This is a genomic window from Herbiconiux daphne (assembly GCF_024979295.1).
GTDB lineage: Bacteria > Actinomycetota > Actinomycetes > Actinomycetales > Microbacteriaceae > Herbiconiux > Herbiconiux daphnes.
The window spans coordinates 134,370-147,227 of sequence record NZ_JANLCJ010000004.1; the positions used below are offsets into that span (position 1 = coordinate 134,370).

Sequence of the window (12,858 nt, forward strand, 5' to 3'; positions counted from 1 at the left end):
CGTCATCGTCCGATCTCGGTGCGCACCGCGAAGAGTTCCGGAAAGAAGGTGAGGTCGAGCGCGCGCCGCAGGAAGTCGACGCCGGTCGACCCGCCCGTGCCGACCTTCATGCCGATCGTGCGCTGCACCGTGCGCAGGTGGCGGAACCGCCAGAGCTGGAAGTTGTCCTCCAGGTCGACGAACTCCTCGCAGGCCTCATAGATCGCCCAGTACTTCTCGGCGTTGTCGTAGACCTCGATGAAGATCGGCAGCAGCGAGGGCGTCATGGTGTGCGCCACGGTCACGTCACGCCCGAGAACGGATTCCGGCACTGCGAACCCGTGGCGCGCCAGGTAGCGCAAGAACTCGTCGTAGACGCTCGGGCGGTGCAGCAGCTCGTCGAGCAGCTCGCGCGCCGCCGGCTCGCCGTCGAACACCGAGAGCATCTTGGCGTTCTTGTTGCCCAGCACGAACTCGACCGCGCGGTACTGATAACTCTGAAAACCGGAGGCGTTGGCCAGTGCGCCGCGGAACTCGGCGTATTCGCTCGGCGTGAGCGTCGCGAGCACCGACCACTGCTCGGTCATCGTCTTCTGGATGTGCTTCACACGCGCGATCTTCTTCAGCGCGGCGGCGAGGTCGTCGGCGGCGATCAGCGCGCACGCCTCACGCAGCTCGTGCAGCACGAGCTTCAGCCAGAGCTCGGTGGTCTGGTGCTGGATGATGAACAGCAACTCGTCGTGATGCACCGGGTCGCTCTTGGGGTTCTGCGCGGCGAGCAGGGTGTCGAGCGACAGATAGGAGCCGTAGGTCATCCGGTCGTGCAGGTCGGTGACGATGCCCGGCTCGAGCTCTCGGGTGTTGTTCTCAGCAGTTTTGTCGGTCTCCACGAACCCCACTCTATATCGTCATCGGAACGACCGTCACGATTCAGAAACCAACGGATGCCGCCCGGCCCGGCTCCCCGATCGACGACCCCGTGACATCCGCCACGAATGACGCACTCGGCCCGCTGAACCGCCCGCGAAGGCGCCGCAGCAGCGCGCTGCTCGCATCGCCCGGCCAGTCGGCGGGCAGCAGGTCGGGCGGCAGGCCCGGATCGATGTAGGGGATGATGCGCCAGCTGTCGATGCTGCGCAGATAGATCGCGAACGCCTCGCGCGGCGACACCTCGCGATCGTCGGGGATCGATCCGTCGGCGGCATGCTCGGCGAGGAATTCGTCGTGACGCTCGCGAATGCTGTCGAGATCCCACCACGACGCCACCGCGTCGGCGAGCGAGCCGGCGACCCGCGGCCGCTCGGAGACGAGGATCGTCGCATACTCCCGCACGCCCACGTCATCGAGGATCTCCTCGACCTCGTCGGTCAGGTAGGCGGGGCAGATCCACAGCGCGGGCGATACCGTGCCGCAGCCGATCCAGTGCAGTCGCCGACGCAGCTGGTGGCGCAGGTGCCGTTGCTCCTCGGGGATCGAGAACGACACGGCGCACCACCGGCTGCTCTCGTGCATCGATCGCGGGTGGTAGATGCGGCGGTCGCCGCGGGCGAGCATGGGCACCGCGGCCTCCTCGAGCGCGTAGCCGGCCACCCGGTCACGGGTCTCGGGCACGAGCAGCGACTTCTTCTTCACCCGCACGAGCGCTGTTCTCGCCCGGGGCGCCGGCACGTCGAGCGCCTGCATGAGCTCGAGCAGATGGGCCACGGAGATCCAGCCGCCGAGCTCGCGGAGGTAGATGCCGATCACCGTGCGCAGCAGCGACGTGGCGCTTCCCGGCCGGGAATCGATGTCGTCGAGTATCTCGCCCACGGCGCCACCCTACCCCGCGGAGTCACTCCCTCAGGACGGGCCCCAGCGCGGCCTCGCCGATCGCTCCGGCGGCCTCGCCCTTCAGTTCGATCAGGATGGTGTGCGTCGGCGTGGCGCCGATGTTCTCGCCGGCATGGCGCTGCGCGGGCAGCCACACCGCCGCACCCTCAGGGAGTTCCACCTCGAACACCCGGTCGTCGGTGGTGAGCGATCGCTCGAACGACGTGAGGGTGACCATCACCGAGTTCGGGTGCCGGTGCGCCGTCGTGCGGTCGCCCGGCACGTCGGTGTACTCGAGCACGCGCACGAACTCGTTCTCCCACAGGCTGCGGTAGTGGTCGGGGTTCGTCACCGTCGGATCGTCGTCGATCATGCGGCGACTGTACGCCGGCCACGGTGGATCGTCCAGGCATTTCGCGGAGCCCTGCATTCCCCCGCGCGGCTCGGCACGCCAGGATCGACTGGTGGACCACGCCAGCAGCACCGACGCCTCCCGACGCATCCGTCTGTCGAATTCGCCCACTACCGACGCTGTCTCGTCGCTTCGGCTCGGCGACGACGTGCCGGGCGACGCCATCACCGTGCGGCAGACGCATCTCGAGCGGGGTGGGCGACCCTGGTTTCCGGTCGCCGGCGAATACCATTTCTCGCGCACCGACCCCGCGCGCTGGGCCGACGATCTCGCAGCCATGCGCGCCGACGGCGTCACCCTGGTGTCGACCTACGTGCTCTGGATCGTGCACCAGGAGGTGCCGGGACCGGTCGACTGGCACGGCGCGCGAGACCTGCGCCGGTTCGTCGAGACCGCCCGGGCCGTCGGTCTCGAGGTCGTGCTGCGCATCGGCCCGTGGGCGCACGGCGAGACCCGCAACGGCGGGTTCCCCGACTGGGTGCAGGGGGCGGATGTCGCCCACCGCACGAACGACCCGGGTTACCTCGATCTCGTGCGGCCGTGGATCGCGGCGATGTCGGCCGAGCTGACCGGACTGTTCCGCGGTGCGGCCGACCCCACCGCACCGATCGTGGCGATCCAGGTCGAGAACGAGCTCTACGACCAGCCCGACCACCTGTCGACCCTGCGCCGGATGGCCGAGGAGGCCGGCATGAGCGCGCCGCTGTGGACGGCGACCGGATGGGGCGGGGCCGAGCTTCCGCCGCACGAGTTCCTGCCGGTCTACGCCGGCTATGCCGACGGCTTCTGGGAGGACAGCGACGCGGGCTGGCCGGCCAACTACGCCTTGCATTACCGCTTCACGACCGAACGCGACGACCTCGGCGTGGGCGCCGACGTTCGGGCGGCGGGCGCGAGCGCGCCGACCTCGCCGGAAGCGTCCCAGCTCCCGTCGCCACCCGACGTCGCCGACGTGCCCTACGCCACCTGCGAACTCGGCGGCGGCATGCCCCCGGCCTACCACCGGCGGCCGCTGGTCGATCCCGACGACGTGGCGGCCATCGCCCTCGCCAAGCTCGCGAGCGGCTCGTCGTTCCAGGGCTACTACCTCTATCACGGCGGCATCCAGGTGCTCGGCGAGCACTCCTCCACCCAGGAGTCGCACGCCACCGGCTACCCCAACGACATGCCGCTGCGCGACTACGACTTCGCCGCCCCGCTCGGTTCTTCCGGTCAACGCCGCCGGCACGCCGACCTGCTGCGTCTGCAGCACCTTCTGTTGCAGACGGCTGGAGCGGATCTCGCGCCACTGCGACCCGCCATCGCGGAAGGTGACCTGCGGGCGTCGCTCCGCGCCGACGACGAGCAGGGCTTCGTGTTCGTCTCGACCTACCAGCCGGCGGTCGCCCCCCTCAGCGGCGCCGAGGTGCAGTTCGAGCTGGCCGTCGGCGAGCACCGGGTGGTGATGCCCCGCGAGCCCGCGACCGTCGAATCGGGCGAGTACTTCGTGTGGCCGGTGCGCCGCCTGCTGCCCGACGGCAGCCGGTTCTCGGCCACCGCCCAACTCGTGACCGAGGTCGAGCTGGCGGGCCGGCCCACCGTGGTGCTGTTCCCGACCGCCGGCCTGCCGGTCGAGATCCAGCACGAGACCGCCGCCGGGCACCGCGACGAGCTGGTCGTTCGCCCGACGAGCGCTCCGGATGCCGCCGAGGCCACCGTTCTGGGAGGCGCCCGGTTCATCGTGCTCGACGCCCCCTCCGCCGAATCGCTCTGGCAGGGCCCGGTCGACGGCATCGAGCACCTCGTGCTCTCCACCGCCGACGTCGCCTTCGGCCCCGCCGCACCGTCCGCCGGCCCGACCGCCGGCGTCACCACGGGCCTCACCGTGCGGGTGGGCGACGAGCCCGTCACGTTCGCGACCCTGCCGGCTCTCACTCACCCGGCCCAAGGCATCCGGGTGGTGAGCGAACCGCACGAGCTGTTCACCCGCTACGAGGTCGCCCCGGTCACGGATGCTGCGGCCGCCCACCCCGAGGTGACGTGGGTTCGTGAGGCGACGGGCACGGCGCCCGTGCGCCGCGGCGGCAGCGCGCACCGCCTGTCGGCGCCGCTCGACGAGGACTTCGCCCTCGCCGCCCGCTACCTTTTGCGCCTGCCCGAACCACCCTCGCCCGCCGACGACGGCACGGCGGCCGAGCGCGCCATCCTCAGCATCGACTGGGTCGGAGACGTCGGGCGCGCGGTGATCGACGGAGTGGTGGTCTCCGACCAGTTCTGGAGCGGACGCCCCTGGGAGATCGACGTCACCGGGGTGCTCGGCGAGCTGGAACTGCTGCTCCTGCCGTGGAATCCGCAGAGCGAGGTGCACCTCGACGCGAGGGTGCGGCCCCTGGCCGACGAGCGCCGGCTCGACCTGGTGGCCGCCCGAATCGAGCGCACGCGCCTCGTCACGGTCACCGTCTGACGGGCGCCTCGCGGAAGGTCGCCCGGTAGTCGGTGGGGCTGGTGCCGTTGATCGCCCGGAACTGGCGCGAGAAGTAGAAGGGGTCATCGTAGCCGACGGCCCGGGCGATGTCGGCGACCGCGGCATCCGTCGTGATCAGCAGCTCGCGAGCGCGAGCGCTGCGCAGTCGCTTGTGGTACTCCACCACCCCCATGCCCGACGCCGCACGGAATCGGGCCGAGAAGTGCGAGACGCTGAGACCGGCGATCGCCGCGAGCTCGGCGACGCTGGTCGAGGCCGCGAGGTGCTCGCGCAGAAAGTCCTGCGCCGCCAGCACAGGGTCGCCCGCGGCGCCGCCGCCCCGGCCCCGGTCGGCGGCGAGCTGCGCGAGCAGGCCCCAGGCAGCACCGGATGCCGCGACGAGACTCGACACCGTCTCGTCACGTTCGAGCGACGCGAGCGCGTGCTCCAGGGCGCCCCGGGCGGCGTAGGGGTCGTGCACTCTCAGCACGGGCGCGAATTCGCCGCGTGGCCGGGCGATGGCGTCGACGAAACCGTCGGTGTCGGCGCCGGCCACATGCATCCACCAGATCGTCCAGGGGTCGCGCGGGTCAGCCCAGTAGGCGTGTGGCTCCGCACTCGGCAGCACCACCGCGTCGCCGGGCCCGACCGTCCACTCCCCCTGCCGCACACGCACCCGGCCCCCGCCGCCGACGCAGAGGATGACGACCACCTCACTGGCACCCCGCGGCCGGTCGGCACCGTGGGCGGCCGCGTGCGGAAAGTGGCCGGCATCGGTCACCAGCAGGAGATCGGTGATCGGCGCGGCGAGCGCCTCGGTCACGCGTGGCCGCGGCAGCACGCGCAGCCGCTGCCCCGGAAAGCCTTCGCGAATCAGCACGTCGCCATCCTATCGATCAGCGATTCATCCAGGCCGATCGGGCGACACGCTATGGTGCCGACCTAAGCATCCTGCCTACTCTCGAGGCTGTGACGAACGCCGACGACGCCCCCAGTCGCATCGACCTGCCCGATGCACCCCCCGACCAGCAGGCCATCCTCGACGAAGGCGGGGTCGCCTGCTGGAGCGAGCCGGTTGAGATCGACAGCTACGAGCCGGGTGAGCCCGACCGCTACCCGTTGTTCCTCGACCGACGGGTCTACCAGGGCTCGAGCGGCAAGGTCTACCCGATTCCGTTCGTCGACCGCATCTCACCCCACAAGGTCGCGCGCCGGTGGCAGGCGATCCACCTCGAGAACCAGTGGGTGCGCCTTCTGCTGCTGCCCGAGATCGGGGGCCGCATCCACATCGGGTTCGACAAGACGCGCGGCTACGACTTCTTCTACCGCAACAACGTGATCAAGCCCGCGCTGGTGGGGTTGGCCGGGCCGTGGATCTCGGGCGGCGTCGAGTTCAACTGGCCCCAGCACCACCGCCCCGCCACCTTCCTGCCGGTCGAGACCAGCATCGAGCGCGAGGGCGACGGCCTCGTGACCGTCTGGCACAGCGACCTCGATCCGCTGCAGCGCATGCGCGGCGACCACGGGGTGCGGCTGCGCGGCGACAGCTCGGTGATCGAGGTGGCTGCCCGGTTGCACAACCGCACCGACGAGCCGCAGACCTTCCTGTGGTGGGCCAACGTCGCCGCCCGCTCGCACGAGCACTACCAGTCGTTCTTCCCCCTCGACGTGCACTACGTGGCCGACCACGCGCGCCGCGCCATCACCTCGTTCCCCCGGGCCGACCGGCCCTACTACGGGGTCGACTACCCGGCCCTGGCCGACCCGGCGCATCCGGATGCCGACCGGCTCGACTTCTACCGCAACATCCCGGTGCCGACGTCATACATGATCACCGACACCCGCGACAGCTTCTTCGGCGGCTACGACCACGCGGCCGGCGCGGGATTCGTGCACTGGGCCGACCACGCCATCTCGCCCGGCAAGAAGCAGTGGACCTGGGGCGACGGCCCGGTCGGGCACGCCTGGGACGCCCAGCTCACCGACACCGACGGCCCCTATGTGGAGCTCATGGCGGGCGTCTTCACCGACAACCAGCCCGACTTCAGCTACCTCGCGGCGGCCGAGACGCGGTCGTTCAGTCAATATTGGTATCCGATCCAGGACATCGGTGCGGCCCATCAGGCGACCCGCCAGCTCGCCGTGCGACTCGATGCGGATACGGATGCCGCTGCCGACGCGTCGGCCGCTGCCGACGCCGACGCTGCTGGCGCCGTGCGGATCGGCGTGGCCAGCGCCGTGCGGCTGCCCGGAGCGGTCGTCGTGCTGGAGGGGCGTGCCGGCGACGAGATCGGCCGCTGGACCGCCGACCTCGAGCCGGGCCGCCCGTTCCGCGTCACGGTGGCGGCGAACCGGGATGACGATGCTCGCGCATCCGGGCGCCTCACGCTGCGGGTGCTGCACCGCGGCGCGGAGCTCATCAGCCACAGCACGGCGGGCGAGACCGGCCCCGCTGACGACACCGCCACCACGGGCGAGACAAGCAGCGCTGACGAGACCGGCCCCGCTGACGAGACCGGCACCGCGGGCGAGGAGCCGTGGCTGGCCACCGAGCCGCCGCAGCCGGCCGACATCCTGAGCATCGACGAGCTCTACCTCACGGGCGTGCACCTGCAGCAATACCGGCACCCCACCCGCTCGCCGCTGCCCTACTTCGACGAGGTGCTTCGCCGTGACCCCGACGATTCCCGAGCGCTGATCGCCGTCGGGGCCATCGACTACCGTCACGGCCGCTACGACCTGGCCCGCGAGCGCTTCGAGCGGGCGCTCGCCCGGCTGACGCGCCGCAATCTCAACCCGGCGAGCGGCGAGGCCGGCTACCGGCTCGGCCTCGTTCTCGAACGAAAGGGCGACCTCGCCCGGGCAGCCGACCACTTCGGCAAGGCCGCCTGGGACACCGCGTGGGCACTGCCCGCCCATCTCGCCCTGTCGCGCATCGCCCTGAGGCAGGGTCGCGCGACCGACGCGCTCGAGCACGCCGTCGAGGCCGGCAACCGTGACGCGTCGAACCCGGATGCCCCGGTGCTCGCCGTTCTCGCCTTCGAAGCCCTCGGCGACGAGAGCGGCGCGCGGCAGCGCCTCGAGGCCCGGCTCGCCGCCGATCCGCTGGACGCGGTCGCGCTGTCGCTCGCCGCGCTGCGGAACGGCGGGTTCGCCCGGTTCGCCGACCCCAAGACCGCTCTCACCGTCGCGGTCGAGCTCGCCCGGCGGGGTCGGGTGACCGACGCCCTCGCCCTCACCGACCGCGTGGTCGCCCCGCGCACCGACGGCACGGCGGCGCATCCGGCGTTCGGCAACCCTGTGCCCATCGCCCACTACCTGCGCGCCCAGTGGCGGCAGCGGTCGGGCGACCCGGGCGGCGCCGCTCGCGAACGGCAGCTCGCCCGCGAGGCCGACTCGCGGCTGGCGTTCCCCTACGGCCTCGACGAACACGACGCTCTTGTGGCGGCGCTCGACGCCGACCCGACCGACCCCGTGGCGGCGGCGCTGCTCGGCTGCTGGCTGCTCGACGCGGGCCGCACCAGCGACGCCCTCACCACGCTGAAGGTCGCGCTCGAGAACGGCAGCGCCGATCCGGTGGCCTGGCGCAACGCGGCGATCGCCACGGTGAACACCGGCGGCGACGCCGACCTCGCCGACACCTTCTTCGCCGAGGCGTTGCGGCTGAGCCCCGGCGACGCGCGCCTGATCGTCGAGCGCGACATCCTGGCCCGGTTGCGGGGCGTCGGCGCGGCTCAACGGTTGCGGGCGCTCGACGATCTGGTGCCACTCGTGCTGAGCCGCGACGACCTCACGGTGAACTACCTCGAGCTGCTCGTGACGCAAGGCCGGGCCGATGAGGTCCTCGCGATTCTCGCCACCCGCCGCTTTCAGCCGTTCGAGGGTGGCGAGGGCCGGGTGATCGCGGTCTTCGACGACGCGTCGGTCGCCGTGGCGCGCGCGCAGCTCGAGTCGAGCCCTGCCGAGGTCGCCGCGAGGCTGCAGCAGGGCATCGAGGTGCCGGCGAACCTCGGCGAGGGGCGGCATCCGGCGTCGAGCACGGCCGAACGCCTTCTGCTCGTCGGCGATGCGCTCGATCGTTCGGGCGACGCCGTCGGGGCGACGGAGGCCTGGCGACGTGCGCGATCGGGTGCCGGCCCTCTCGCGGTGGCCCCGCGGCCCGCCGAGGAGTCGGATTTCTGGGTGGGGGTCGCGCACGCCCGCCTGCGGGAGTTCGCCGAGGCGGAGCATGTCTGGCTGGCCCTCGAGAACCGGGCGCGAGAGCTCGACCACGAGAAGCCGGCCGTGGACTACTTCGCCACCTCGTTGCCCGAGTTGCTGCTCTTCGACATCGACACGGCCGACGCGCGTGCCGAACTCGCCGCCCGGCTGCGCGGCCGGGCGGCGGAAGGACGCGCGCTCTGCGCGGAGGCCGTGGCGTCTGAGGTGTCGCCGTCGACGCCGTGAGTTTCGCGGTCGGCACAGGCGACTACGACGCCCGCGTCGGAGCGGTGGGGGCGACGCTGCTGTCGGCGCGGTTCCGCGGTCGCGACCTGATCGTTCCTGTGGCGTCGCGCCGGCAGGCCTCCGCGATGGAGGGCGCCGTGCTGGCACCATGGCCCAACCGGCTGGCCGACGGGCGCTTCGAGTTCGGCGGCGCCGTGCACCAGCTCGCGGTCGACGAACCCGCCACCGGCACCGCCGTGCATGGGCTGGTGCACGAGCTCGAGTTCGCTCTCGTGGGCGCCACGGCAAGCGGGGTGGCGCTGAGCGCCCGGATCGAGGCCCGGTCGGGCTACCCCTGGACGGTGCGCATCGACGTCGAGGTGAGCGCCCTCGACGACGGTGTGCGACAGACGATCACGGCCACGAACGTCGGCGCCGGAGTCGCGCCGATCGGGCTGGGCGCCCACCCCTACTTTCTCGCCGGTGCCGCCACGCGGGCCGCCAGCGCAGGGGACGCCACCTCCCCCGCGTCGCCCGTCGTCGACGGCTGGCGCCTGACGCTGCCGGCCGACGAACTGCTGCTCGTGAGCGACGACCGGCTGCTTCCCCTCGCCCGCGCGCGGGTCGGCGATCACGATGCCGGCCGGTTCGACTTCCGGCACGAGCACGAGATCGGGCCGACGGAGTTCAACCACGCCTTCACCGCACTGCACCGGGACACCGACGGCTTCGCGACGGCGCGCCTCACGGGCACCAACGGCCACGGCGTCGAGGTGAGCTGGGATGCCCCCTGGGTTCAGCTCTATTCCGCCGACCTGCCCCCGCCGGGCACGCGGCGTCACGCTCTCGCGATCGAGCCCATGACCTGCCCGCCCGACGCGTTCAACTCCGGCACCGACTTGCGGGTGCTCGCACCCGGCGAGAGCACCGCGCTCACCTGGCGGGTGCGCGCGTTCTGAACCCGCGCGAGCGCACGCTCGGCGAGAATGGATCCGGCACGAAAGGCAGGCATGAGCGAACAGGGCCGCTACCAGATCCGCTTCGACTGGATGCCGGCGGGCGCCCGCGCCGTCGATGCCACCGGCGACGTCGACGTCTTCGTCTGGGTCGACGCGGTCGAGCTTCAGACCGCCCCGGATGCCGCCCTCGCGCCCTCCTCGTCGCTCCCGTCGCCCGCCGACGAACTACCGCTCGGCGCAGCGATCGTGCGAGGGTCGATCGACTCGGCCGCCGCGGTCGCCCAGTGGGTGCTGATGCTGCAGCAGCACCTGGCCCGCCGGGTCATGGTGGCGATCATCGCCGCGGGCGACACGCGACCGGATGGCTCGTTCCGCGTCACGGTCGAAGACCTGCTCGCCGCGGGCGCGATCGTCGACCGGCTCTGCGCCCTCGGTCTCGACGCCACCTCGCCCGAGGCGGCGGTGGCAGAGGCCGCCTATCGCGGGCTACGACCGGCCCTCGCCCATCTGGTGTCGGCCTCCGTCAGCGGCGACGGCGGCGGCGCATCCTTCCCGAGCCGCGTCGTCGACGACTGGGGGCCCGAAGACGTCGTCGTGCTACGGCACCATCCGTTAGCGTGACCTGATCCGGCGCGAGCCGCCCCGGACGAGCTCCCCCGGCGCGACCCGACCCGGCGCAGCCGGCCGGCTCAGTCGTCGACCGCGACCATCACGTCCGACGCCTTCACCACGGCCCACGCCTCGCCGCCCACCGCGAGGCCGAGCTCGTCGACGGCCTCGTTGGTGATCGCGGCCGTCACGACCGACCCACCCACGTCGATGCGCACATGCGCCGTGGTGGCGCCCTTCGTGACCTCGACGATGGTGCCCTTGAGGCGATTGCGTGCACTGATGCGCATGACTGCTCCTTCGTGAGCGACGGATGATCCGGCCCAGATGCCGATCCTATTGCGGGTAGGCGAGGGCGTCTTCCGCCCGGAAGCTGAACCACACCTCGGTGCCCAGCGCCACGTCGAGGTCGGCCACGCGCCCGGGGGTCACGTCGGCCGCGAGGGTGCCCGAACGCACCCGCACCAGGTCACCGCGCGTCTCGAGGTCGATCACGTGCCCCGCGACGACATTGGTCGCCGGGTCGTCAGAGGCAGGCGCCTCGACAGCGATCGCGACGAGTGCGGGTCGCACGGCCACCGCCACCCGCACTCCCGGCGCCACCGGCTCGGTGAACCGCACCCGCAGGCGATCGCCCGCGTCGGTCACCACGGACTCGGTGTCGGCGGTGCCGGCCAGCCGGTTCAGCCCCGCCAGCCCGGCGGCGAAGGTGGTCGATGGCCGCTCGAGAACGTGGCGGGTCGGCCCGGCGTCGACGATGCGGCCACCCTCGAGCACCACGACCCGATCGGCGAGGGTGAAGGCGTCGAGCACGTCGTGGGTCACGATGATGGCCGAGCGGTCGCGCAGCACGTCGCGCAGCATCCGTCGCAGCGCCGGTGCCACCGACACGTCGAGCGCGGCCATCGGCTCGTCGAGCAGCAGCAGGTCGGGCTCGGATGCCAGGGCCCGCGCCACCGCGATGCGCTGCGCCTGCCCGCCCGAGAGCTGTGCGGGTTTGCGGCCCGCCAGGTCGACCGCATCGACGCGCTCGAGCCACGCGCGCGCCCGGGAATCGGACTCCGCCCTCGGCACCCCGGCGCTGCGCGGCCCGAACGCCACGTTGTCGAGCGCGCTGAGGTGCGGAAAGAGCAGCGCGTCCTGCGCCAGCAACGAGACACCCCGCTGATGCGGGCGCGACCAGCGGCCTCCGCCCCGCTCGCCGAGATCGAACAGCACGCGCTCGTTCAGGCGCGCGCGCCCGGAGTCGGGCCGGATGAGCCCGGCGATCACGCCGAGCAGCGTCGACTTGCCTGCTCCGTTCGGCCCCAGCACGGCCACCGTCTCGCCGGCGGCCACCGTGAGCTGCACCGCGAAGCCGCGAGACCGCAGCACGGCGGCGAATTCCAGCGTCACGAGCTCGCCCGGCGGCGGAAGCCGTTGGACTCACCGGCTTGATGGGCGACGGCCACCACGATCACCGCCACGACGACGAGCACGAGAGAGAGCGCCACGGCGGCATCCGGGTCGGTCTCACGCTGCAAGTAGATCTCGAGCGGCAGGGTGCGGGTCACTCCCTGCAGGCTGCCCGCGAAGGTGAGGGTGGCGCCGAACTCGCCGAGCGCCCGCGCGAACGACAGCACGGCCCCTGAGACGAGGGCGGGCAGCACGAGCGGCAAGGTGATGCGCCGCAGCACCGTCGTGGGCCGGGCGCCGAGGGTCGCGCCGACCGCTTCGTAGCGGGTGCCCACGGTGCGCAGTGCCCCCTCGAGACTCAGCACGAGAAACGGCAGCGCCACGAAGGTCTGCGCGAGCACGACGGCCGTGGTCGAGAAGGCGATCGTCACCCCGAGCGCCTCGAACGACTGCCCGAGCAGTCCGCGGCGGCCGAAGGTGTAGAGCAGAGCGATGCCACCCACGACCGGCGGCAGCACGAGCGGCAGCAGCACGAGCGATCGCAGGATCTTCTGGCCCCAGAAGTCGGTGCGGGCGAGCACCACCGCCATCGGCACCCCGAGCAGCACGCAGAGCGCAGTCGCCGTGAGCGAGGTGCGCAGGCTCAGCCACAGCGCGTCGACCGACGACTCCGAGGTGATGAGCGGAACGAACTCGGCCCAGTTCACCCGCGTCACCATCGCCACCAGCGGCAGCACCACGAAGGCGGCTCCGACGACGGCGACGACCACCACCCAGCCGGGCACGCCGGCGTAGGCGGGTCTTCTGCGGGAGGGCATGCGCGCCCG

At 72.0% G+C, this 12,858-nt stretch carries 11 protein-coding genes; 4 read left to right on the top strand and 7 right to left on the bottom strand.

What is annotated here, in order from left to right; genetic code table 11:
• Positions 1 to 2 precede the first annotated feature (2 nt).
• From N1032_RS11915 to N1032_RS11925, 3 genes are read right to left on the bottom strand one after another with little or no spacing between them, the layout of a single operon-like run.
• Entirely contained in the window at positions 3 to 869 is an 867-nt protein-coding gene (locus N1032_RS11915; protein WP_259539309.1) for a tryptophan 2,3-dioxygenase, read from the bottom strand.
• Between the two features lie 40 nt (positions 870 to 909).
• Entirely contained in the window at positions 910 to 1,788 is an 879-nt protein-coding gene (locus N1032_RS11920) for a PaaX family transcriptional regulator (protein WP_259539310.1), read from the bottom strand.
• Between the two features lie 22 nt (positions 1,789 to 1,810).
• Positions 1,811 to 2,161, bottom strand: coding sequence for a cupin domain-containing protein (locus tag N1032_RS11925; protein ID WP_259539311.1), 351 nt, complete (start codon positions 2,159 to 2,161; stop codon positions 1,811 to 1,813).
• Positions 2,162 to 2,252: 91 nt separating this feature from the next.
• On the opposite strand from N1032_RS11925, the gene N1032_RS11930 reads away from it, so the two are divergent.
• Complete coding sequence (locus N1032_RS11930) at positions 2,253 to 4,643, top strand: beta-galactosidase (RefSeq protein WP_259539312.1); 2,391 nt, start codon at positions 2,253 to 2,255, stop codon at positions 4,641 to 4,643.
• Here N1032_RS11930 and N1032_RS11935 read toward each other — a convergent pair.
• Positions 4,633 to 5,523, bottom strand: coding sequence for a helix-turn-helix domain-containing protein (locus tag N1032_RS11935; protein WP_259539313.1), 891 nt, complete (start codon positions 5,521 to 5,523; stop codon positions 4,633 to 4,635). The two genes, N1032_RS11930 and N1032_RS11935, sit on opposite strands and share 11 nt — an antisense overlap.
• 89 nt (positions 5,524 to 5,612) lie before the next feature.
• On the opposite strand from N1032_RS11935, the gene N1032_RS11940 reads away from it, so the two are divergent.
• Genes N1032_RS11940 through N1032_RS11950 form a run of 3 tightly spaced genes read left to right on the top strand, consistent with a single transcriptional unit; the run spans position 5,613 to position 10,648 of the window.
• The gene (locus N1032_RS11940) at positions 5,613 to 9,089 is read left to right on the top strand and encodes a DUF5107 domain-containing protein (protein WP_259539314.1); all 3,477 of its coding nucleotides are present in this window, start codon (positions 5,613 to 5,615) and stop codon (positions 9,087 to 9,089) included.
• Positions 9,086 to 10,027 (top strand): aldose epimerase family protein, encoded by a 942-nt coding sequence (locus N1032_RS11945; protein ID WP_259539315.1) that lies wholly within the window; start codon positions 9,086 to 9,088, stop codon positions 10,025 to 10,027. The genes N1032_RS11940 and N1032_RS11945 overlap by 4 nt, the downstream gene beginning before the upstream one ends.
• A gap of 51 nt (positions 10,028 to 10,078) precedes the next feature.
• Entirely contained in the window at positions 10,079 to 10,648 is a 570-nt protein-coding gene (locus N1032_RS11950; protein ID WP_259539316.1) for a 2-phosphosulfolactate phosphatase, read from the top strand.
• 68 nt (positions 10,649 to 10,716) lie between these two features.
• On the opposite strand, the gene N1032_RS11955 is transcribed toward N1032_RS11950, so the two are convergent.
• The 3 genes from N1032_RS11955 to N1032_RS11965 are packed head-to-tail and all read right to left on the bottom strand — an operon-like array spanning position 10,717 to position 12,849.
• Entirely contained in the window at positions 10,717 to 10,926 is a 210-nt protein-coding gene (locus N1032_RS11955; protein WP_259539317.1) for a TOBE domain-containing protein, read from the bottom strand.
• A 46-nt stretch (positions 10,927 to 10,972) separates the two neighbouring features.
• Complete coding sequence (locus tag N1032_RS11960) at positions 10,973 to 12,031, bottom strand: sulfate/molybdate ABC transporter ATP-binding protein (RefSeq protein ID WP_259539318.1); 1,059 nt, start codon at positions 12,029 to 12,031, stop codon at positions 10,973 to 10,975.
• The gene (locus tag N1032_RS11965; protein ID WP_259539319.1) at positions 12,028 to 12,849 is read right to left on the bottom strand and encodes an ABC transporter permease; all 822 of its coding nucleotides are present in this window, start codon (positions 12,847 to 12,849) and stop codon (positions 12,028 to 12,030) included. The genes N1032_RS11960 and N1032_RS11965 overlap by 4 nt, the downstream gene beginning before the upstream one ends.
• Between the last annotated feature and the right edge of the window lie 9 nt (positions 12,850 to 12,858).

Excerpts from the sequence above, each read along its gene's own strand:
- N1032_RS11925 (WP_259539311.1), bottom strand. The coding sequence starts at position 2,161 with ATGATCGACGACGATCCGACGGTGACGAACCCCGACCACTACCGCAGC.
- N1032_RS11950 (WP_259539316.1), top strand. The coding sequence starts at position 10,079 with ATGAGCGAACAGGGCCGCTACCAGATCCGCTTCGACTGGATGCCGGCG.
- N1032_RS11955 (WP_259539317.1), bottom strand. The coding sequence starts at position 10,926 with ATGCGCATCAGTGCACGCAATCGCCTCAAGGGCACCATCGTCGAGGTC.
- N1032_RS11965 (WP_259539319.1), bottom strand. The coding sequence starts at position 12,849 with ATGCCCTCCCGCAGAAGACCCGCCTACGCCGGCGTGCCCGGCTGGGTG.